Below are 21,608 nucleotides of genomic sequence, written 5' to 3'. Positions count from 1 at the left end.
CGGGTTACAAAATACAGGACAGGCCGTAAGTCAGACCGAAGGCAACCACAGAGATCAGCGTCTCCAATACGGTCCAGGTCTTGAAGGTCTGGATCACCGTCATATTGAAGTATTCCTTGATCAGCCAGAAGCCGCCGTCGTTAACGTGGGAAAAGATCACCGAACCCGCGCCAGTGGCCAGCACCAGCAATTCCGGGTGTGGATAACCCAGGCCCAGGGCGACCGGGGCCACCACGCCCGAAGCCGTAGTCATGGCCACCGTGGCTGAGCCCGTCGCAATCCGCATCAACGCAGCGAACAGCCAGCCCATCACCAGCGGTGACAGGTGGAAGGCATGCGCCAGGCCTAGAATTTCGTTGGTAACGCCAGCGTCCACCAATATCCGGTTCAAACCGCCACCCGCGCCCACCAGCAAGGTGATGCTCGCGGTCGGCGCCAGGCATTCATTGGTGAACCTGAGGATCGACTCGCGGTTGAAGCCCTGCGCCAGGCCCAGGGTCCAGAAACTCACCAGGGTCGCCACCAGCAGCGCGATCACCGAGTTACCGATAAACAGCAGGAACTGGTTGAAGCCCGTACCCGGGGTGGAAATCACGTTGGCCCAGCCACCGATCATCATCAACACCACCGGCAACAGGATAGTGCCCATGGTCAGGGCAAAGCTCGGCAAACGCTCGCGAGGTTCACGCTCGATAAACTGGCGTTCCAGCGGGTTTTCCGCCGGCAGGTGAATACGCGGCACGATGAATTTGGCGTACAGCGGGCCGGCAATGATCGCCGTCGGAATACCGATGAGAATCGCATAGAGCACGGTCTGCCCCACCGACGCGTTATACGCCAGCACGGCCATCATCGCCGCTGGGTGCGGCGGCACCAACGCATGCACCACCGACAGGCCGGCGACCATCGGCAGGCCGACCATCAGGATCGACACCCCCACGCGCCGCGCCACGGTAAAAGCGATCGGCACCAGCAGCACAAAGCCCACCTCGAAAAACAGCGGCAGCCCCACCAGGAACGCGATGCATACCATGGCCCAATGGGCATTACGTTCGCCGAAACGGTTGATCAGCGTGCGGGCCACCTGCTCGGCGCCACCGGACTCGGCCATCATCTTGCCGAGCATGGTGCCCAGCGCCACCACCAGGGCGATATGCCCCAGGGTTTTGCCGACGCCGGCCTCGTAGGAACCCATGATGGTGTCTGCCGGCATCCCGGCCATCAGCGCCAGGCCGATGGACACCAGGGTGATGACGATAAACGGGTTGAGCCGGTAACGTGCGATCAGCACGATCAAAGCAATGATGGCGATGGCAGCGTATGCCAACAGCCCGAAGCCCGGTGATGCGGCCATGCGGTACTCCTCGGAAAGGGTCACGTCGAATGGGTTGTGAAACTCATAAATCATTACCGAGGCGTATTTTCAAACTGTATGAAAGTAACTTTCGCTTACGGATAAGCGCTGTCGCGTTGGGATAAGCCCAAGGGCCGTGTATGAAAATTCGAGGGATGTTCTTACATCAAGATCAGAGAAGGCTGGAAACTCGACGAATAAGCTTGAGTCATAGAATGCACACCCACTGATGCCAGGAAAATCGACTATGACTCGCACGACACTCGCCGCCGGCGCCTTGCTTCTCGCCATGTGCGGCACTGCCGCCGCCGCCGACAACCCGGCCCTGAAAAAATGCATGGACGGCGCCAATACCACTGCCGACATGGTCAGTTGCAACGTCAAGGAAACCAAGGGGCAAGACGCGCGCTTGAACAAAGCCTACAAAACCGCCCTCGCCGCCCAGGAAGGCACACGCAAACAGCAACTGCAGGACCTGCAGCGCCTGTGGATCAAATACCGTGACGCCAATTGCGCCTTCGCCGGCTCCGCCACCGGCGGCACCATCGACCAGGTCAACGGCACCGGCTGCGTGTTGGACATGACACAGACCCGCGCCCAGGAATTGGAAGACCTGGTCGGGCCGTAAAAATCAGTCGTGGTGAACCTTGGCACGCTTGAGCAACTGCTTGCAGCGCTCAGACAAATGCAGCACCCGCAGATGCTTGCCAGCTTTGCTGTAGCGCTCGCGCAGGGTCATCAGCGCGGCAATCGCCGAGTAGTCGACAAAGCTCAGGTGACGGCAATCCAACGTCACCTGGGCGGGGTCGTTGGCCGGATCGAACTGGTTCAGGAACGGCGTAGTCGAGGCAAAAAACAAGGTGCCGTGCAGGCGATAGAGCTTGCTGCCATCCGCTTCCAGATGCTCATCGGCATACAGCTCACGGGCCTGTTGCCAGGCAAAGTTCAGTGCTGCGATCACGATGCCGCACAGCACGGCGGTGGCCAGGTCGGTGAACACCGTGATCACGGTCACCGCGATAATCACCAGCACATCATTGAGCGGCACCTTGTTGATCACCCGCAGGGACGCCCAGGCGAAGGTCTGCTGCGACACCACAAACATCACCCCGACCAGCGCCGCCAGCGGGATCCGCTCGATCAGCGGTGACAGAAACAGAATAAACAGCAGGATCATCACCCCGGCGAACACCCCGGAGAAACGCCCGCGCCCGCCGGAGCTGAGGTTGATCACGGTTTGCCCGATCATTGCGCAACCGCCCATGCCGCCGAACAGGCCCGAGAGCATATTCGCCGCGCCCAAGGCCACGCTCTCGCGGTCGGGGTAGCCACGGGTCTCGGTGATTTCGTCGGTGAGGTTCAGGGTCAGCAGGGTTTCCAGCAGGCCTACCATGGCCATCAGGAATGCATAGGGGGCGATGATGCCGAGGGTTTCCAGGGTCCAGGGGATCTGCGGCAGCGCGAAGGTCGGCAGGCCGCCGGCGATGTGGGCCATGTCGCCGAGGGTACGGGTCGGCAGGCCGAGCAGGTACACGGCCAGGCCCACGCCAAGGATCGCCACCAGGGCCGGCGGCACCGCACGGGTGATGCGCGGCAGCAGGTAGACGATGGCCATGGTCACCAGCACCAGGCCGGTCATCACGTACAACGGCGTACCACTGAGCCAGCTTTCACCGCTCTTGAAATGCTCCAACTGGGCCAGGGCAATGATGATCGCCAGGCCGTTGACGAACCCCAGCATCACCGGGTGCGGCACCATGCGCACCAGCTTGCCCAGGCGCAACAGGCCGAACGCGACCATGATCAGCCCGCCCAGCAGCACCGTGGCGAGCAGGTATTCCACGCCGTGCTGCACCACCAGCGCGACGATCACCACCGCCATCGAGCCTGCCGCCCCGGACACCATGCCGGGCCGGCCGCCGAACAAGGCGGTAAGGGTGCAAATGATAAAGGCGCCGTAGAGCCCCATCAGCGGGTTGAGGTGAGCCACCAGGGCAAAGGCGATGCATTCGGGCAGCAGCGCAAAGGACGTGGTGAGGCCGGCCAAGGCATCGGCGCGTAGGCGGGTGAGGTTCATGAGGTACCAGGGCATTGCGGGGGATAAGGCGGGGAATGGTACGGAATTGAGCCCGGTGGGGCCAGTCTGAAAGATCGAGTGGCCCCAATCGGGGGCAAGTCGAATCGTCCCACCGCCCCTCCCACACTTGACTGCATTCCAGCGTTGGAACTCAGTCAAATGTGGGAGGGGGCTTGCTCCCGATAGCAGCACCTGGGTTTCAAGCGAACATCACACCATCTCGTCGCGAATCCACTCCACCACCGACGTACGCTTCGGCACCCAGCCCAGCAACTCGCGGGCATGCTTGCCGCGCACGCGGCTGTTGGAGCCCAGGCCATAGTTGGCCATTTCATAGCCCCACTCGGCTTCAGCCTCGGCCAATGGCCAATCCTGTGGCTGGCCCAGGTTCAGGGCGTGGGCGATAGCCGTGGTCATGTCGATAAACGAGGCCTCGCCGCTTTCCACAAAGTAGAAAGTGCCCGGCACGTTCCTGGTCAGTGCCAGCAGGTACAGCGCCACCACGTCGTCAATGTGCACGTTGGACCAGATGTTCTGCCCGGTGCCGACATGGCGCACCACACCGCTCTTGCGTGCCTGCTTGAGCAAGCGCGGCAGTTGCACGCTGTCGCGCTTCACGCCAAGACTGTGGCCGTAGATCAGGGTGTTGCAGATCACCGCCGAATTCACCCCGTCTTTGGCCGCTGCCAGGATCAGGTTGTCGATGGCCACGCGGGCAGCCTTGTCGACGGTCGGCTCCGGCAAGCTGTCTTCGAAGTAGATGACATCGCTGGCCTTACCGCCCGAGGCATCCCCCACGATGCTCGAACCGCTGGTGTGCAGGAATGGCTTGTTCGAGCCTTTCAGCGCGGCCAGCAGGGTTTCCACCGCAGCGCGATGGTCGCTGCTCGCGGCATTGATCACCGCATCGGCTTTCTGCGCTTGCTCGGTCAACACAGCAACATCGTCGAGGGTGCCGATCACCGGGTTGATGCCCAGGGCAGTCATTTCAGCCGCTTGCTCTGCGCTGCGTACCAGGCCAGTAACGGTGTGACCGGCCTTGACCAGGCCAGTGGCGATGGAACCGCCGATAAAACCGGCTGCGCCGGTAATGAATACGTTCATGGAGAGTGCTCCTGACGGGGTAAGTGATGGGTCCATTGTTACGGACTCATCCCTGACGAATAAGCCCGTACCGCCCAATTCACTCTTGCGTGACGGTCACGAATCAGCAGGCATACCGCGCCAGCTTGGCCTGGATAAAGTCCAGGAAGCACTGGATGCGCAGCGCCAATTGCGAGTTGCGGTAGAACACCGCATGGATGGGTTGGCGATACCCACTGTTGAACGCCTCCAGCACCGGCACCAGGCGTCCGGCATTGATGTCTTCGGAGGTCATGAAGTTCGACAGGCAGCAAATGCCCTGCCCTTCCAACGCCAACTGGCGCAGGGTTTCACCACTGGACGCGGCCACGCTGGGCTGGATCAGCCAGCGGTCGCCTTCCACATGGCGCAGCGGCCAATGGTTGAGGGTTTCGGTCTGGGTAAAGCCCAGCAAGGTGTGGTCAGCCAACTCGGCGACCGTCGTCGGCGTGCCGTACTGCTTGAGGTAGTCGGGGCTGGCGAGGATATGCAGCGGCGACCAGCCGAGGGAGCGCGCATGCAGGGTGGAGTCGGCCAGGGCACCGATGCGAATCGCAATATCGGTGCTCTGCTCCAGCAGGTCGATGATCAGGTCATCGCTGTTCAACTCCAGCTGAATCTGCGGGTACAAACGGCGGAATTCTGCGATATAGGGCACGATCCCATGCAGCATGAACGGCACGGCGGCATTGATGCGCAGCCGCCCGGCGGGGTTTTTCTGGCGTGACGACAGGCGCTCTTCCAGCGCGTCCATCTGCGCCAGGATCAGCTTGGCCTGCTCGAAGAAGTACTTGCCCTCCTCGGTCAGGTCCATGCGCCGCGTGGTGCGGTTGATCAGTGTGGTTTCAAGCTTGGCTTCCAGGCGCGACAGGGTGCGACTGACCGCCGACGGCGTCTGCCCGACCTGCTCCGCGGCAGCGGAAATCGAGCCGCACTCAATCACGCTGACGAAAATCTGTAGCTCATCGGATCGGGCTTTCACGGGCGGTCCTCGTTATCGGTTCACAGCAGCTTACACCGCAGCGCCCTCAACCACTGATCAACAAATGCCCGCCCAGCAGCGCCATGCCGATAAAAAACACCCGCTTGAACAGCACCGCACTGATGCGCTGGCGCACCACCTGGCCGAGCCACATGCCCAGCAGCGACGGCACCAGCGCCAGCAACGATGCATTGATTTCGCCACCGCCCAACGTGCCGCGCCAGGCCAAACCGGCGGCCAGCGCCAGGGTCGACACGGTGAACGACAGCCCCAACGCCTGCACCAGTTGATCGCGGTTCAAACCCAGCGCCTGCAGGTACGGCACGGCCGGAATCACAAACACACCGGTGGCCGAGGTGATGATGCCGGTGATCAGCCCGCACAACGGGCCCAGCCAGCGCTCGGTTTGAGCCTTGACCTTGAACGTGGGCAGGAACAGTCCGCTCAGTGCATACACCAGCAACGCCGCGCCCAGTGCGCGCACCACCCATTGCCCGCCGTCCATCCCCAGCCACAACGTGCCCAGCCCGGTGCCGAGGAAAATCAGCAGCAACATCGGCCATAGCCGCTTGAGCAAAGCACTCAGGTGCCCGCCGAATGCCAATTGCCACAGGTTGGTGACCGTCGAAGGAATGATCAGCAACGCCGCAGCCTGCGCCGGCAGCATAGCCAGGCCGAGCATGCCCATGGCTACGGTGGGCAGGCCCAGGCCGATGACGCCCTTGACCGTACCGGCCAGCAGGAAGGTGCCGATCACCAGCAAGGTAAGGGCGGGGCCGAGGTTTTGGTAAAACGCGAGGAAGGTGTTCATGGGCCGAGTGTGCGACTTTTCGATGCGCCCGAAAATTCGCCATATACTGAGGCAGCCTCTTGTTTTGCGTGAGGCTGACGATGCCAGTCCAGTCACCCGAGCAACCAGCCATGCACTTTGACCTGATCGACCTGCGCCTCTACCTGCACATCCTCGACACCGGCAATATCACCGCCGGCGCGGCCCGCAGCCATTTATCCCTGGCCGCCGCCAGTGCACGCATCCGGGCGATGGAAGCCTCGTTGGGCATCGAGTTTCTCGACAGAGGGCGTCGAGGCGTCACCCCCACACCGGCGGGAAAGGCCTTGGCCCGTCACGCTCGCCTGTTGTTGCAACAAGCCGATCACCTGCAACAGGACCTCGCGGAATACGCCAACGGCGTCAAAGGCCAGGTGCGCCTGCTGTGCAATACCACCGCACTCAGCGAATACCTGCCGGAACTGCTTGCGGACTTTCTGCGCGAACACCCCAACCTCGATATCGACCTGCAGGAATTGCCCAGCCTGCGCATTACCCAGGCCTTGCGCCAGGGTACGGCGGAGCTGGGGATCATCTCCGACGCCGTGGACACCCACGGCTTGCAGACCCTGCCGTTTCGCGACGACCCACTGGTGCTGATCATGCCGCGCGACCATCCCCTGGCAGGCGGCAAGGTGAGTTTTGTCGACAGCCTGCAATTCGACTTCGTGGGCTTGAGCGCCGCCAGCGCACTCTCGGTGTACCTGGAAGAACAGGCACTGCACGCGGGCTTTCGTGTGCAGACGCGCATCCGCGCCGAGGGTTTTGACGGGCTGATGCGCATGGTCGCCCGCGGCGCCGGCCTGGGCATCGTGCCCCAGGCGGCGTTGGCGCGCTGGCCAGCGCCACATCCCTTCACCGCCCAACCGTTGCAGGAAGAGTGGGCTCGGCGAACGCTGCTGTTATGCGCGCGCTCGTTCGAACACTTGCCGGGTTACGCCAGGGCCTTGTTCGACGCCTTGGCCCTACCCTTGCGGAAAAACCCGTAATACACCGCCGACAGGATCAGCAGGAACGGCACGCCAAACACCAGGGTCATCTTGAACGCCTCGGTGAAGTACGTGGTGATCATCACCGCCCCCATCAGTACCAGGCCCAGTAACGTGCTGTAGGGAAACAGGCGCAACTGGAACGACAGCTTCGCGCCGCCATGACGCTTGCGATAGCGCCGGAAGAACAGGTGCGTGAGGAAGATCATGAACCAGGTGAAGATCGCGCCAAACATCGAGATCGCCATCATCAGGGTGAACGAGCTTTGCGGGTACACCACGTTCAACAGCGTCGCCAGGGCGATGCCCGAGCTGGACAACAGCAAGGCATTCAGCGGAATGCCGCTCTTGCTCAACGCGCCCATGGACTTGGGCGCAAAGCCAGCGCGGGACAGACTGAACATCATGCGCGTGGTGATGTAGAGCTGGCTGTTCATCGCCGACAACGCCGCGATCAGGATCACGAAATTCATCACCCCGGTGGCGCCGGGAATGCCGATGGTCTGCATCACCGTGACGAACGGGCTCTGGGTCTGGCCGGCCTGGTTCCACGGCACGATGGCGAGCATCAGCGCCAGGGTCAGCAGGTAAAACACCACCAGCCGCACGATGGTCGCGCGAAAGGCTTTCTTCACGGCCTGCTCCGGGTCCGCCGCTTCACCGGCAGCCACGGCGATCATCTCGACGCTCAAGTAGCTGAAGATCGACACGATCACCGCTATCCACATGCCGCTCAGGCCATGGGGGAAGAAGCCATCGTGGGCCGTGTAGTGCTGCACGCCATAGTCCGGATTGCCGGAGCCGAACACCACGTACACCGCAAGGATGATGAAGCCGACGATGGCGCTGATCTTGATCGTCGAAAACCAGTATTCGAAGTGGCCGAACGTCTTGACGCTGATGGCGTTGAGCAGGATGAGCACGCTGGAAAACGATACGATCCATACCCACTCCGGCACGTTGGCGAACCAGTACTTCATGTACATCGCCACCGCCGTGACCTCGGCGCCCACCGCCAGCACAATCGCCGCCCAGTAGGCATAACGCACCAGGAACCCGGCCAGCGGGCTGATGTAGAACTCGGCATAGGCGCCAAAAGAACCCGAGGTGGAGTGGGCCACCGTCATCTCCGCCAGGCAGCCCATCAGCAACAAGGTGATCAACGCGCCGATCGCGTAGCTCACCAGCACGCTGGGCCCGGCATAGCCGATGGCATAGGCGCTGCCCATGAACAGCCCGGTGCCGATGGCGCCACCGATAGCGATCATGCTCATCTGGCCGGAAGTGAGCTGGCGCCTCAGGCCCAGTTCGCGGTGGGTGATATCGGCAAAGCCGTTGTCTGGCGTGGTCACGTGGTGTGCCCCTTTATTATTGTGGTTGCACTATCTAACGGTTGTCACAGGTCCCCTGTGGGAGGGGGCTTGCCCCCGATGGCGGTGTATCAACCTGCAAATCCGGCGACTGACACACTGTTATCGGGGGCAAGCCCCCTCCCACATTTTGATCTGCGTTATCTTCAGGTGACGCTCTGGCGGACCTTGAATTGCGGCTGGTCCCAAGTGTTGTTATCGAGAATCTCACCGAGGATTTCCACCGCATCCCACACCTCGGTAAAGCTCGTGTACAGCGGCGTAAACCCAAAGCGCATGATGCGCGGCTCGCGGTAATCACCGATCACACCCCGGGCGATCAGGGCCTGGATCACCGCATATCCCTCAGGGTGTTCGAAACTCACATGGCTGCCACGCCGGGCGTGCTCACGCGGAGTGATCAGCACGAGGTTATGGGCGGCGCAGCGGCTTTCGACCAGCTCGATAAACAGGTCGGTCAACGCCAGGGATTTGCTGCGCAGGCGGGCCATATCGGTCTGTTCAAAAATCTCCAGGCCGCATTCCACCATCGCCAGCGAAGTGATCGGCTGGGTGCCGCACAGGTAGCGGGCGATGCCGGCGCTCGGCGCGTAGCTGGATTCCATGGCGAACTGCCGGGTATGCCCGAACCAGCCCGACAGCGGCTGGTGCACCAGGTCCACCAGGGTCGGGCTGACCCATACGAACGCCTGGGAGCCCGGGCCGCCATTGAGGTATTTGTAGGTGCAGCCAATCGCATAGTCGGCACCGGCCCCGTGCAGGTCGATCGGCACCGCGCCCGCCGAATGCGCCAGGTCCCAGATGCTCAGCGCGCCGCATTCATGGCTCAAGGCAGTGAGCGCCTGCATGTCGTACATGTAGCCGGTCTTGTAGTTGACGTGGGTAAGCATCACCACCGCCACATCCCCGTCGATGGCCTCGGGCAGTTCATCCGGGCTGTTGACCAGGCGCAGGGAATAGCCCTGTTGCAGCAACTCGGCGAGGCCTTGGGCGATGTACAAATCGGTGGGGAAGTTGCTCGCTTCGCTGACGATCACCTTGCGCGCAGGCTCCCGTTGGCGCTGCACGCTCAAGGCGGCACTGAGCACCTTGAACAGGTTGATCGAGGTGGTGTCGGTGATCACCACCTCACCGTCGCGCGCACCAATCAGCGGTGCCAGGCGGTTGCCCAGGCACTGGGACAAGTCGGCCCAGCCGGCGCTGTTCCAACTGCGGATCAAGCCATTGCCCCACTCTTGCACGATGACCGCCTGCGCCCGCTCCAGCGCCGCCACTGGACGCGCGCCGAGGGAGTTGCCGTCCAGGTAGATAACGTCCTGGGGCAAGGCGAACTGGTGACGTAGCGGCGCCAGCGGGTCCTGGGTGTCAAGGGCTTGGCAATGGCTGCGAGGGGTCATGGGGTGTCCTGGTTTTTATAAGTGAGGATGCAGCAAATAATGAACGAAGATTTAGAGAATTTTCGTGCAAAGTGGTGGGTAACAGGCTAATTAAGCTGTAGGAAATTCGACTAATAACCGAAAATACGCGGATTTATTCTAATCATGATTCTCGACGCCACCGACCTTCGCCTCCTGCATTTCCTGCAACAGGATGGCCGTATCAGCAATCAGGAACTGGCGGAAAAAGTCGCGTTGTCGCCCTCTGCCTGCCTGCGCCGTTTACGCCTGCTGGAAAGCGAAGGGATTATCAGCGGCTACCGCGCGGTGTTGAATGCCGAGCAACTGGGGATTGAACTGGAGGCCATCGTCCACCTGTCATTGCGCCAGGATGTGGAGGATTGGCATGAGACGTTTATCAAGAAGGTGCAGGGCTGGCCGGAAGTGGCCAGCGCCTACGTGATCACCGGCGCCAGCAATTATGTACTGCGCGTGCAGGCGCGCAACCTCAAGCACTTTTCGGACTTTATCGTGAACCACCTGAACCGCACGGCGGGGGTGATGGATATCCGCTCGGAAATTGTGTTGCAGAAGATCAAGGATCGGGATGAGGTGCTTGATCTGGTTGTTCGCAAATAGGAGCAGCACCATCGCTCGAATGTGGGAGGGGCGGTGCGACGATTCGACTTGCCCCCTCCCACATTTTTGACCGTGTTGATCAATCCTCCAACGCACGAACCCGCTGCATGCGTTTTTGCTCTACCGGCGCTGCCGCGGCCTGCAACTCAAAGTCAAAATCAATCTGCGCAAACCGCCCTTCCACGCCAAACTCCCGCGCCAGTTGCGGATCGTCGCTGAAGCGAATCTCGGCAATCAACTCATCCCGCGTCGCGTAGGCAAAATCATCATGCAGGTACGGGTCATCCGACAGGTTGATCTGCGTGGTCAGGTGCCGGTACCCCGGCGCCGAGATGAAGAAGTGGATATGCGCCGGCCGCTGGCCGTGACGCCCCAGTTGATCGAGCAACTGCTGGGTCGGCCCGGTCGGCGGGCAGCCATAGCCCGAGGGCACGATGCTGCGAAAGCGGTAGTTGCCCTGGGCGTCGGTCTCGATGCGGCGGCGCAGGTTGAATTCGGATTGCGTCGGGTCGAACCACGAATAGGTGCCACCGGTATTGGCCTGCCACACATCGACAATCGCCCCCGCCAACGGCTTGCCCTCGGTGTCGCGCACTTGCCCGCGCATAAACAGCGGCACCGCCTCGTCCTTGCCATCGTCCAGCCGCGCCTCGTACTTCGACAGCGGCGCGCCGGCCACATACAGCGGGCCTTCGATGGTGCGCGGGGTACCGCCGGATTTGCCGGCTTCCTCATCGGCGGCGTCCATCAGCATGTCCAGGTAATGCTCCAGACCGAGCCCGGCGGCGAGCAGTCCGGCCTCCTGGTTTTTGCCCAATTCATTGAGGTAGTTGACCGCCTTCCAGAACTCTTCCGGGGTCACTTCCAGGTCTTCGATAATGTTTACCGTATCGCGCAGGATCCGGTAGATCAGCGCCTTGGTGCGCGGGTTGCCGCCGTCAGTGAGGTTGCCGCTGGCTTCTTCGAGAAACTGTTGGGCATGGGCAGTCTGGGACAGTCGGATGGACATGGTGCATTCCTCATCTTGTAGTTATCAGGGTGAAAACCGGCCTAGCGGTCGTCCGCATGGATCGACGAAGGGTGCCGGCACAAGGCGTTCACTTCGATGGCCATGTAGGGGTAAAGCGGCAGTTGCATCAGCAGGTCATGCAGTTCTTGCACACTGTCGACGTCGAATACGCTGTAGTTGGCGTAGAGCCCGGCGATGCGCCACAAGTGGCGCCATTTGCCTTGCTCTTGTAAACGTCGAGCCAGGGCTTTTTCGTCGGCCTTGAGGCTGGCGGCGCGCTCGGGGTTCATGTCGACGGGCAGGTTCACGGTCATTTTTACGTGGAACAACATGGCGGCGCCTCTTAGTGTTTGTCACGACGGAAGAACGCCAGACGCTCTTCATCGATGGCCAGGCCCAGGCCCGGCAAATGGGAGACATGCAGCTGGAAGTCGCGGTACAGCGGCGGCTCGGTAAGGATGTCTTCGGTCAGCAACAGCGGGCCGAACAACTCGGTGCCCCACGCCAGTTTGTCCACCGTAAGGAAGGCATGCGCCGACGCCAGGGTGCCGATCCCCCCTTCCAGCATCGTGCCGCCGTACAGGCCGATACCGGCTGCCTCGGCAATCGCAGCGGTGCGCAATACCGCGCGGGGGCCGCCGTTCTTGGCGATCTTCAGGGCGAACACCGAGGCCGCGCCTTCACGGGCCAGGTTGAAGGCATCTTCGACACACTCGATGGATTCGTCAGCCATGATCGGCGCCGGGCTCGACAGGTTGAGCCGGGCCATGCCCCCACGGTTATTGCGCGAGATCGGCTGCTCGATCAGGTCGATGCCGTTGTCGCCGAGCACCTTGCACGCACGCAGGGCCACGGCCTCGTCCCAGGCCTGGTTGACGTCGACGCGCACGCTGGCACGCTCGCCCAGGGCCTTTTTGATCGCGATGACATGGGCTAGGTCATGGCCAACTTCACCGGCACCGATCTTCAACTTGAAGATGCGGTGGCGGCGCAGGTCGAGCATCTTTTCGGCCTCGGCAATGTCCTGGGCGGTATTGCCGCTGGCGAGTGTCCAGGCCACCGGCAACGCATCGCGCACACGCCCACCGAGCAGTTCGCTGACGGGCAGGTTCAGGCGCTTGCCGTGGGCGTCGAGCAAGGCGCTTTCGATACCGGATTTGGCAAAGGTGTTGCCGCGAATGCTGCGCTCCAGGCGCAACATGGCAGCGTTGATATTGCTGGCGTCCTGGCCGATCAGCAGTGGCGCGAAGTGACGGTCGATGTTGACCTTGATGCTGTCGGGGCTCTCGTTACCGTAGCTCAGGCCACCGATGGTGGTGGATTCACCGATGCCTTCGATGCCGTCGGCGCAGCGCACGCGGATGATCACCAGGGTCTGGTTTTGCATGGTGTGCATCGCCAGTTTGTGCGGGCGAAGGGTGGGAAGGTCGACGATAATGGTCTCGATCGACTCGATGGCGCGAATCGGCATGGCAATACCCGTTGGGTTATTTATAGATTTACGTCGATTCTGTTCCGCATTTTTCCTGGCTTCCAATATAGAATTAGTCTCAAGCAATACCCTCAAGGTATGAAAGGAGCCGTTATGGAACTGCGTCATCTGCGCTACTTCCAGGTGTTGGGGCAGACCCTCAACTTCACCCGTGCCGCCGAACGCCTGCACATCGCCCAGCCGCCGTTGAGCCGGCAGATCCAGCAATTGGAAGAGGAATTGGGTGTGATTCTGCTGGAGCGTGGCCGACCGCTGCGGCTGACCGAGGCCGGGCGGTTTTTCTATGAACACGCCAATGTATTGCTCGAGCAGTTGAACAAAGTCTGCGACAACACGCGACGCATCGGCCAGGGCGAGAAGACCTGGCTGGGCATCGGGTTTGCCCCATCGACCTTGTATGGCGTGCTGCCGGAATTGATTCGGCGGCTGCGCAACCATGAGGCGTTGGAGCTGGAGTTGGGGTTGTCGGAAATGACCACCTTGCAGCAGGTCGAGGCGCTCAAGGCCGGGCGTATCGATGTGGGTTTCGGGCGCATTCGTATCGACGACCCGGCCATCGTCCAGCGCGTGCTGGTGGAGGATCGGTTGGTCGCCGTGCTGCCCGCCGGCCACCCCTTGTTGGGCGCCCCCGCGACCCTCGCCCAACTGGCCGCCGAGCCGTTTGTGCTCTACCCCGGCAACCCGCGCCCCAGCTATGCCGACCATGTGATCGCGCTGTTCGACGCCCACGGCCTGAGCCTCAAGGTGGCGCAGTGGACCAACGAATTGCAGACCGCCATCGGCCTGGTCGGTGCGGGCATGGGCGTGACGCTGGTGCCGGCATCGGTGCAGGTGCTGCATCGCGCGGATATTGGCTACACGCCGGTTGTAGAAGCGACGGCGACCTCGCCGATCATTCTGAGCCGACGGGTGAATGATCAGTCGCCAGGGCTTAGTCATTGCCTGCAGTTGGTTGAAGAACTGATCTGAAACCCTCCCACATGTTGATCTTCATCAGGTTCAAGTACTGCGCATACGCTTGCGCTGCAACGTCTGGCTGGGGGACTCATCGAACAGTTTTCGATACTCCGCCGAGAACCGCCCCAGGTGGGTAAAGCCCCAGCCCAGGGCGATCTCGGAGATGGTGCGGATTGAACCGTGCTCAAGGATTTCCTGGCGCACTGCATTCAGCCGATGCTTCTTCAGGTAGGCCATGGGCGACAGGGCGAAGTACTTGCGAAACGCATCGAACAGCTTGAACCGCGACACGCCGGCAGCGGCTTCCAGGTCTTCGAGGTGCAGCGCCTCGCGGGCGTTGGCGTGAATGTATTGGCGCGCACGGATCAGGTAATGGGGCAGTTTCACCCCCAGCACGTCACGCAGTTCTTCCGAGTAGTTGTTCGGCTGGGCGAGGATCAGGCCCTTGATCAGCGAGCTTTCCAGGTCACGGGTAAACGCCGCCTGCTCATACAACTCACTGCTGCCTTCCAGCTCGGCGATGAAATAACGCGCCATGCGCCACCACGACGCCGAAGCGCCCTCCACCGCATCCATCACCGGTTCAAATTGCAGCGGCGCTTCGATAGGCCGTTGCAGCAAGCCTTCCAGCGATTCGCTCATCGCCGCCCGGGTGATCACCACCTGCAACTTGCGGCAGTCACCGGAAATCGCCAGCACCTGGTGCTCGTTGGGCGCGATGATCACGCCCTGATCGCGGTTGGAACCCAGGCACTCACCGTTCTTGCTCAACGCCTGTTCGCCCACCAGCGGCAGGCTCACGCTGTAGCTGCTGAAGTGCTCGGCGTCTTCGATATCGATGGTCACGTCGGTGCCGTATTCGATCACCCCCAGGGTGGTGGCGCGGGACTTGAACACGTTGGCACTGTGATGAAAGCGCAGGCGCTCGGGCGTGGCCGTCGCCAGGCGATGGGGCCCGCAAATGCCGGACATCCAGCTGCGGGCGCCTTCGAGGTCGAAGCGTTGAATATGAATATCGCGTGTCTGGCTACTCATCAGGGTGCACCCACGGCGGTTAGGCTGTTGCGCGCTCTGGCGGCGCGTCGTTGTGGTTCCACAGCAAGTTCTACGCCACGCCGGCCCGATTGCAACCGGGTGGATAGCAACCGCCAACTATGTGGATAAACCGCAGGTGTTGACGCCCTTTGCCTCGCCAGACGGTAGCGCGTCGCGTCACCGCCCGCACCGCCGTGGGTATTTGCTGCCCAACTTTGCGGCCCACCTTCCCCCATTAAGTGGATAGCCCGCCACCTTGTCGCAGCCTCTTAATGGCTCACCTGTTTAGCCATGATCAAAAGGTGCCTCCCATGAGTGGTGCAAGAAGCGTCGAGCAATGGAAAAGCTTTATCGAAAGCTGCCTGGATTTTCGTCCGGCAGACGCAGTGTTCCGTATCGCCCGCGACATGTTTACCGAGCCCGAGCTGTTCGACCTGGAGATGGAGCTGATCTTCGAGAAGAACTGGATCTACGCCTGCCACGAAAGCGAACTGGCCAATCATCACGACTTCGTGACGATGCGTGCCGGGCGCCAGCCGATGATCATCACCCGCGATGGCGAGGGCCGGCTCAATGCGCTGGTCAACGCCTGCCAGCATCGCGGCACCACCCTCACCCGGGTCGGCAAGGGCAACCAGTCGACCTTCACCTGCCCGTTCCACGCCTGGTGCTACAAGAGCGATGGCCGGCTGGTGAAGGTCAAGGCGCCGGGGGAATATCCGGAAGGTTTCGACAAGGCGACACGCGGCCTGAAAAAGGCGCGCATCGACAGCTACAAGGGCTTTGTCTTCATCAGCCTGGATGTGAATGGCCGTGACAGCCTGGAAGACTTCCTCGGCGACGCCAAAGTGTTCTTCGACATGATGGTCGCGCAGTCTGCCACCGGTGAGTTGGAGGTGCTGCCGGGCAAGTCTGCCTACACCTACGACGGCAACTGGAAACTGCAAAACGAAAACGGCCTGGACGGGTATCACGTCAGCACCGTGCACTACAACTACGTGGCCACGGTGCAGCATCGCCAGCAGGTGAATACCGAGAACGGCACCGGGTCCGCCAGCACCCTGGACTACAGCAAGCTCGGCGCCGGCGACGCCAACACCGATGACGGTTGGTTCGCCTTCAACAATGGCCACAGCGTGTTGTTCAGCGACATGCCCAACCCCAGCGTGCGCTCCGGCTACGCCACCATCATGCCGCGCCTGGTGCAAGAGCACGGCCAGCAGAAGGCCGAGTGGATGATGCACCGCCTGCGCAACCTGAATATCTACCCGAGCCTGTTCTTCCTCGACCAGATCAGCTCGCAGTTGCGCATCATCCGCCCGGTGGCGTGGAACAAGACCGAGATCATCAGCCAGTGCCTGGGGGTGAAGGGCGAATCCGACGCCGACCGCGAAAACCGTATTCGCCAGTTCGAGGACTTCTTCAACGTCTCGGGCATGGGTACGCCGGACGACCTCGTGGAGTTTCGCGAAGCCCAGCGTGGTTTCCAGGGCCGCCTGGAACGCTGGAGCGATATTTCACGCGGCAGCCATCGCTGGGAAACCGGGCCAACGCCGAACAGCGAGGCCATCGGCATCCAACCGGCCATGACCGGCACCGAGTTCACCCATGAAGGCCTGTACGTCAACCAGCACCGCAACTGGCAGCAGTTCCTGCTCCAGGGCCTGGATCAACAAGCGCTGAAACTGCGGGAGGTGAAATGATGAATGCGCCATTGCAGTACCGGATCGAGCAGTTTTTCTACCGTAAATCCGAGCTGTGCGACGCCCAGGACTGGGACGCCTATGTGCAGTTGTTCGACCCGCAGAGCGAATTTCACCTGCCGCAATGGGACTCGGAGCACGTCTACACCCGCGACCCCAAGCGTGAGATGTCACTGATCTATTACGCCAACCGTTCGGGCCTGGAAGACCGCGTGTTCCGCCTGCGCACCGGCAAAGCGGCGTCTGCCACACCGATGCCGCGCACCTTGCACCTGATCAACAACGTGCGCATCGCCGAGCAGGCGGATGGCACGTTGGAGGTCCGGTTGAACTGGCACACGCTGTTCTATCGGCTGGCGACTTCGGAGCAGTTCTACGGGCATGCCACCTATCGCCTCAAGCCCCATGGCGACAGCTGGCTGATCACCCGCAAGCATGCGCTGCTGCTTAACGACACCATCAATTCGGTGCTGGATTTCTATCACCTATGAACACGCCTTTGTGGCGAGCGGGCTTGCCACAGGTTGTGCGCACGTCATCAATATGCGGAGCCCCTACATGAATCACAAAGTGGCCTTCAGTTTTGCCGACGGCAAGACTCTGTTTTTTCCGGTGGGCGCGAATGAAATCCTGTTGGATGCGGCACTGCGCAATGGCATCAAGATCCCCCTGGATTGCCGCGAAGGCGTGTGCGGCACCTGCCAGGGCCGGTGCGAGTCGGGGGATTACACCCAGGACTATGTGGACGAGGAAGCCCTCTCCAGCCTCGACCTTCAACAGCGCAAGATGCTCAGTTGCCAGACCCGAGTGAAGTCCGACGCGGCGTTCTACTTCGACTTTGATTCAAGCCTGTGCAATGCGCCGGGGCCGGTGCAGGTGCGCGGCACGGTGAGCGAGGTGCAGCAGGTGTCGGCCAGTACGGCGATCTTGACGGTGCGGTTGGACGCGTCGCTGGATTTTCTACCGGGTCAATATGCGCGCATCTCGGTGCCCGGCACGGACGGTTGGCGCTCCTACTCTTTCGCCAACCTGCCGGGCAATCAGCTGCAGTTCCTGATCCGCCTGCTGCCGGATGGGGTGATGAGCAACTACCTGCGTGACCGTTGCCACGTCGGCGATGCGTTGCTGATCGAGGCGCCGCTGGGTGCGTTCTACCTGCGTCATGTCAGCAAACCGTTGGTGCTGGTGGCCGGCGGTACCGGATTGTCAGCCTTGCTCGGCATGCTCGATGAACTGGCCGCCACGGGCTGCGAGCAGCCCGTGCACCTGTATTACGGCGTGCGCGGGGCTGAGGATTTATGCGAAGCGCAGCGTATCCATCAATACGCCTCGAAAATCCCCGGTTTTCGCTACACCGAAGTGCTGAGCGCACCGTCGCCCGAGTGGCCTGGCAAGCGCGGCTACCTCACCGACCATTTCGACCTGGCCGAATTGCGCGACGGATTGGCGGATATGTACGTGTGCGGCCCCCCTCCGATGGTCGAATCCATCCAACAATGGCTGGCGGATCAGGCACTTGATGGCGTTCAGCTGTATTACGAAAAGTTTACGCAGAGTAATATCTGACGCCTCAGCACTTCTGAGGGGTTCTACCCCGAGAAAAACAAGTAGAAGGGAACGTTAATGGCGGATGACATGGTTAACCCGGTAGGCCTCAAGCGTGGCCTGAAGAACCGGCATATTCAGTTGATCGCCTTGGGCGGGGCGATTGGCACGGGGCTGTTCCTCGGTTCGGCCGGGGTACTCAAGTCGGCAGGGCCGTCGATGATCCTGGGCTACGCGATTGCCGGTTTCATCGCGTTCCTGATCATGCGCCAGCTCGGCGAGATGATCGTCGAAGAACCGGTGGCCGGCTCGTTCAGCCACTTCGCCCACAAATACTGGGGCGGTTACGCGGGCTTCCTGGCCGGCTGGAACTACTGGGTACTCTACGTGCTGGTGGGCATGGCCGAGCTGACCGCCGTGGGCAAGTACATCCAGTTCTGGTGGCCGGAGATCCCGACCTGGGTCAGCGCACTGGTGTTCTTTGTCGCGGTGAATCTGATCAACACCCTGAACGTTAAATTCTTTGGTGAGACCGAGTTCTGGTTTGCGATCATCAAGGTGGTGGCGATTGTCGGCATGATCGTGCTCGGCTGCTACCTGCTGTTCAGCGGCACCGGCGGCCCGCAAGCGTCCATCAGCAACCTGTGGAGCCACGGAGGGTTCTTCCCGAATGGCGGCATGGGGCTGTTGATGTCCATGGCCTTCATCATGTTCTCGTTCGGCGGCCTGGAGCTGGTGGGTATCACCGCTGCCGAGGCCAGCGAGCCACGCAAGGTGATCCCGAAAGCGATCAACCAGGTGGTGTACCGGATCCTGATTTTCTACGTCGGCGCATTGACCGTGCTGCTGTCGCTGTACCCATGGGATCAACTCCTGCAAACCCTCGGCGCGTCGGGCGATGCCTACAGCGGCAGCCCGTTTGTGCAGATCTTCTCGCTGATCGGCAACGACACCGCCGCCCACATCCTCAACTTCGTGGTGCTGACCGCGGCGCTGTCGGTGTACAACAGCGGCGTGTACTGCAACAGCCGCATGCTGTTCGGCCTGGCCGAGCAAGGTGATGCGCCAAAAGCGCTGATGAAGCTCAACAAGCAAGGCGTACCACTGCGGGCCCTGGCGATCTCGGCGTTGGTGACGATGCTGTGCGTGGTGGTCAACTACGTGGCGCCGAAGAGTGCGCTGGAGTTGCTGTTTGCGCTGGTGGTTGCCTCGCTGATGATCAACTGGGCGCTGATCAGCATCACCCACATCAAGTTCCGCAAAGCCATGGGTGAGCAAGGTGTGACGCCGTCGTTCAAGACCTTCTGGTTCCCGTTCAGCAACTACCTGTGCCTGGCGTTCATGCTGATGATCATCAGCGTGATGCTGGCGATCCCGGGCATTCGCGAGTCGGTGTATGCGATGCCGGTTTGGGTGGGGATTATCTATGTGGCCTACCGGTTGCGAGTGAGTAAGACGAAAGCGGTCGCCGCTGCGCAGTAATATCCATGTGGGAGGGGGCTTGCCCCCGATAGCAGTGTGTCAGTCACTTATGTGTCCACTGACCCTCCGCCATCGGGGGGCAAGCCCCTCCCACATTTGATTGCGTTTACAGCGTGGAGCGCACTCGCCACAGCTCGGGGAACAGCACGGTGTCGAGCATCTTGCGCAGGTAACCCACGCCCTCGGTGCCGCCGGTGCCGGGTTGGAAGCCGATAATCCGCTCCACCGTGGTCACATGCCGGAAGCGCCATTGGCGGAACGAATCTTCCAGGTCGATAAACTTCTCGGCCAACTGGTACAAGTCCCAATACCGGCTCGGGTCGCGATACACCTCGCGCCACGCCGCCTCCACCGACTCATCGTGAACGGTCGCCGCCGTCGGGTCGCGCTCGGCGCGCTTGGGGTCAATCGCCAGGCCCGCCTTGGCCATCAGGTTCACCGCTTCGTCATACAGCGACGGCGTGGCAATCGCTACCTGCAACGCCTGCAACAATTCAGGCCGATGGGCATGGGGCCGCAGCAGCGCCGCGCTCTTGTTGCCGAGGATAAATTCGATCTCGCGGTACTGGAACGACTGGAACCCGGACGACTGTCCCAGGAACGGGCGAATCGCCTTGTATTCCGACGGCGTCATGGTCGCCAGCACGGCCCAAGCGTGCACCAGTTGATCGAAGATCCGCGATACCCGCGCCAGCATCTTGAACGCCGGCGGCAATTCGCCCAGGCGCACGTGTTCGCGGGCGGCCTTGAGTTCGTGGAGCATCAGTTTCATCCACAGCTCGGAGGTCTGGTGCTGGATGATGAAGAGAATTTCGTTGTGGTCCGGCGACAGCGGGTGCTGGGCGCTGAGGACTTTGCCCAAGTCCAGGTAGTCGCCATAGCTCATGGACTCGGAAAAATTCAGTTCGGCGTTATGCCATTCTTCCGGTGGCTGGTAGTCGGCAGAGAAAGGACATTGGCTCATCGCGAGGGCTCCTTGAGCGGACGGAGAATGGCACGGACCGGGCTGGCGTCCAGGTTGGCGAAACGCAGCGGCAGGGCGATCAGTTCGTAGTCGCCCTCCGGTACGTCGTCGAGCACGATGCCTTCGAGGATCGCCATGCCATGCCGCGCCACGGCGTTGTGGGCATCCATGGTCTTGGACTGTTGCGGGTCCAGGGAGGGCGTGTCGATACCGATCAGGCGCACCCCCAGGCTGGCCAGCCGTTCAATGGTCTGCGGGGCGATGGCGGTGAAGTTCGAATCCCATTCGGTCAGCGGTGCTTGTGGATAAGTACGCAACAGCACGCGCTCGGGCAAGTTATCCACACGCCCTTCCAACTGATGCGGCTGTACCAGCGCGCCGCTGTCCAGGCAATGCAGCACCCGGCACGGGCCCATGTACACGTCCAGCGACACCTCGCCAATCGGTGCACCGTCCGCGCTGTAATGCAGCGGCGCATCCACATGGGCGCCGGTGTGCGGCGACAAGGTAATGCGCCCGACATTCACCGGGCACTCCGGGCCGAACTGCCACACACGCTCTTCCTGGAACGGCGTATCGCCCGGCCAGGTCGGGGTCGCCGTGCTCAAGGGCGGGCTGATGTCCCACCACGTTTTTATTGGGTTCATTTAAAGGCTCTCGGCGGTTACTGGGGTGAATGATAC

General features: G+C 61.5%; 21 protein-coding genes. 8 read left to right on the top strand and 13 right to left on the bottom strand.

Translation table 11 applies throughout. From position 1 onward, the window contains the following. Nucleotides 1-4 precede the first annotated feature (4 nt). Entirely contained in the window at nucleotides 5-1,354 is a 1,350-nt protein-coding gene (locus HDC32_RS31005) for a gluconate:H+ symporter (RefSeq protein WP_256243895.1), read from the bottom strand. 247 nt (nucleotides 1,355-1,601) lie between these two features. On the opposite strand from HDC32_RS31005, the gene HDC32_RS31000 reads away from it, so the two are divergent. Continuing rightward, on the top strand, nucleotides 1,602-1,982 hold the full coding sequence (locus HDC32_RS31000) for a lysozyme inhibitor LprI family protein (RefSeq protein WP_184746627.1): 381 nt from the start codon (nucleotides 1,602-1,604) through the stop codon (nucleotides 1,980-1,982). 3 nt (nucleotides 1,983-1,985) lie between these two features. Here the strand turns inward: HDC32_RS31000 and HDC32_RS30995 are convergent, their stop codons facing one another. The 4 genes from HDC32_RS30995 to HDC32_RS30980 form a co-directional block, all read right to left on the bottom strand. Then, complete coding sequence (locus HDC32_RS30995) at nucleotides 1,986-3,431, bottom strand: SulP family inorganic anion transporter (protein WP_145338515.1); 1,446 nt, start codon at nucleotides 3,429-3,431, stop codon at nucleotides 1,986-1,988. A 210-nt stretch (nucleotides 3,432-3,641) separates the two neighbouring features. Next, complete coding sequence (locus tag HDC32_RS30990) at nucleotides 3,642-4,535, bottom strand: NAD-dependent epimerase/dehydratase family protein (RefSeq protein ID WP_184746625.1); 894 nt, start codon at nucleotides 4,533-4,535, stop codon at nucleotides 3,642-3,644. 103 nt (nucleotides 4,536-4,638) lie between these two features. After that, nucleotides 4,639-5,535 (bottom strand): LysR family transcriptional regulator, encoded by an 897-nt coding sequence (locus HDC32_RS30985; RefSeq protein ID WP_167656689.1) that lies wholly within the window; start codon nucleotides 5,533-5,535, stop codon nucleotides 4,639-4,641. Between the two features lie 46 nt (nucleotides 5,536-5,581). Further along, the gene (locus HDC32_RS30980) at nucleotides 5,582-6,346 is read right to left on the bottom strand and encodes a sulfite exporter TauE/SafE family protein (protein WP_184746622.1); all 765 of its coding nucleotides are present in this window, start codon (nucleotides 6,344-6,346) and stop codon (nucleotides 5,582-5,584) included. Between the two features lie 110 nt (nucleotides 6,347-6,456). Between HDC32_RS30980 and HDC32_RS30975 the strand changes: the two genes are divergently transcribed. Next, the gene (locus tag HDC32_RS30975; RefSeq protein WP_184746620.1) at nucleotides 6,457-7,353 is read left to right on the top strand and encodes a LysR substrate-binding domain-containing protein; all 897 of its coding nucleotides are present in this window, start codon (nucleotides 6,457-6,459) and stop codon (nucleotides 7,351-7,353) included. On the opposite strand, the gene HDC32_RS30970 is transcribed toward HDC32_RS30975, so the two are convergent. Continuing rightward, nucleotides 7,299-8,705 (bottom strand): amino acid permease, encoded by a 1,407-nt coding sequence (locus HDC32_RS30970; protein ID WP_167656691.1) that lies wholly within the window; start codon nucleotides 8,703-8,705, stop codon nucleotides 7,299-7,301. The genes HDC32_RS30975 and HDC32_RS30970 overlap by 55 nt on opposite strands. Nucleotides 8,706-8,869: 164 nt before the next feature. Continuing rightward, nucleotides 8,870-10,120, bottom strand: coding sequence for a kynureninase (kynU, locus tag HDC32_RS30965; RefSeq protein ID WP_184746618.1), 1,251 nt, complete (start codon nucleotides 10,118-10,120; stop codon nucleotides 8,870-8,872). A gap of 144 nt (nucleotides 10,121-10,264) precedes the next feature. Between kynU and HDC32_RS30960 the strand changes: the two genes are divergently transcribed. Next, entirely contained in the window at nucleotides 10,265-10,738 is a 474-nt protein-coding gene (locus HDC32_RS30960) for an Lrp/AsnC family transcriptional regulator (RefSeq protein ID WP_003176072.1), read from the top strand. Between the two features lie 79 nt (nucleotides 10,739-10,817). On the opposite strand, the gene catA is transcribed toward HDC32_RS30960, so the two are convergent. From catA to HDC32_RS30945, 3 genes are read right to left on the bottom strand one after another with little or no spacing between them, the layout of a single operon-like run. Then, nucleotides 10,818-11,747 carry a catechol 1,2-dioxygenase gene (gene catA / locus HDC32_RS30955; RefSeq protein WP_167656693.1) on the bottom strand — a complete coding sequence of 310 codons (930 nt, stop codon included), beginning with the start codon at nucleotides 11,745-11,747 and terminating at the stop codon, nucleotides 10,818-10,820. Nucleotides 11,748-11,788: 41 nt separating this feature from the next. Then, the gene (gene catC, locus HDC32_RS30950) at nucleotides 11,789-12,079 is read right to left on the bottom strand and encodes a muconolactone Delta-isomerase (RefSeq protein ID WP_131700233.1); all 291 of its coding nucleotides are present in this window, start codon (nucleotides 12,077-12,079) and stop codon (nucleotides 11,789-11,791) included. Between the two features lie 11 nt (nucleotides 12,080-12,090). Further along, nucleotides 12,091-13,218, bottom strand: coding sequence for a muconate cycloisomerase family protein (locus HDC32_RS30945; RefSeq protein ID WP_184746616.1), 1,128 nt, complete (start codon nucleotides 13,216-13,218; stop codon nucleotides 12,091-12,093). A 114-nt stretch (nucleotides 13,219-13,332) separates the two neighbouring features. On the opposite strand from HDC32_RS30945, the gene HDC32_RS30940 reads away from it, so the two are divergent. Next, nucleotides 13,333-14,208, top strand: a complete 876-nt coding sequence (locus HDC32_RS30940; protein WP_131700231.1) for a LysR family transcriptional regulator — start codon at nucleotides 13,333-13,335, stop codon at nucleotides 14,206-14,208. Between the two features lie 30 nt (nucleotides 14,209-14,238). Here the strand turns inward: HDC32_RS30940 and HDC32_RS30935 are convergent, their stop codons facing one another. Beyond that, nucleotides 14,239-15,231 carry a helix-turn-helix domain-containing protein gene (locus HDC32_RS30935; RefSeq protein ID WP_131700230.1) on the bottom strand — a complete coding sequence of 331 codons (993 nt, stop codon included), beginning with the start codon at nucleotides 15,229-15,231 and terminating at the stop codon, nucleotides 14,239-14,241. Between the two features lie 311 nt (nucleotides 15,232-15,542). On the opposite strand from HDC32_RS30935, the gene antA reads away from it, so the two are divergent. The 4 genes from antA to HDC32_RS30915 all read left to right on the top strand — a co-directional run bounded on the left by antA (nucleotide 15,543) and on the right by HDC32_RS30915 (nucleotide 19,961). After that, complete coding sequence (gene antA / locus HDC32_RS30930) at nucleotides 15,543-16,934, top strand: anthranilate 1,2-dioxygenase large subunit (RefSeq protein WP_131700229.1); 1,392 nt, start codon at nucleotides 15,543-15,545, stop codon at nucleotides 16,932-16,934. After that, nucleotides 16,934-17,425 (top strand): anthranilate 1,2-dioxygenase small subunit, encoded by a 492-nt coding sequence (antB, locus tag HDC32_RS30925; RefSeq protein WP_053131958.1) that lies wholly within the window; start codon nucleotides 16,934-16,936, stop codon nucleotides 17,423-17,425. The genes antA and antB overlap by 1 nt, the downstream gene beginning before the upstream one ends. 67 nt (nucleotides 17,426-17,492) lie before the next feature. Beyond that, nucleotides 17,493-18,500 (top strand): anthranilate 1,2-dioxygenase electron transfer component AntC, encoded by a 1,008-nt coding sequence (gene antC / locus HDC32_RS30920; RefSeq protein ID WP_145338521.1) that lies wholly within the window; start codon nucleotides 17,493-17,495, stop codon nucleotides 18,498-18,500. A 57-nt stretch (nucleotides 18,501-18,557) separates the two neighbouring features. Beyond that, the gene (locus HDC32_RS30915) at nucleotides 18,558-19,961 is read left to right on the top strand and encodes an amino acid permease (protein ID WP_184746614.1); all 1,404 of its coding nucleotides are present in this window, start codon (nucleotides 18,558-18,560) and stop codon (nucleotides 19,959-19,961) included. A 106-nt stretch (nucleotides 19,962-20,067) separates the two neighbouring features. On the opposite strand, the gene kynA is transcribed toward HDC32_RS30915, so the two are convergent. Both kynA and kynB read right to left on the bottom strand, forming a co-directional pair. Beyond that, on the bottom strand, nucleotides 20,068-20,925 hold the full coding sequence (gene kynA / locus HDC32_RS30910; RefSeq protein WP_184746612.1) for a tryptophan 2,3-dioxygenase: 858 nt from the start codon (nucleotides 20,923-20,925) through the stop codon (nucleotides 20,068-20,070). Then, nucleotides 20,922-21,572 (bottom strand): arylformamidase, encoded by a 651-nt coding sequence (kynB, locus tag HDC32_RS30905; protein ID WP_167656697.1) that lies wholly within the window; start codon nucleotides 21,570-21,572, stop codon nucleotides 20,922-20,924. Before kynB ends, kynA begins: the two co-directional genes overlap by 4 nt. Between the last annotated feature and the right edge of the window lie 36 nt (nucleotides 21,573-21,608).

Source organism: Pseudomonas sp. JAI120, assembly GCF_014207255.1.
Taxonomy (GTDB): Bacteria; Pseudomonadota; Gammaproteobacteria; order Pseudomonadales; family Pseudomonadaceae; genus Aquipseudomonas.
Note: the sequence above shows the minus strand (reverse complement) of the source record. Positions and strands in the feature narration are given on the sequence as shown.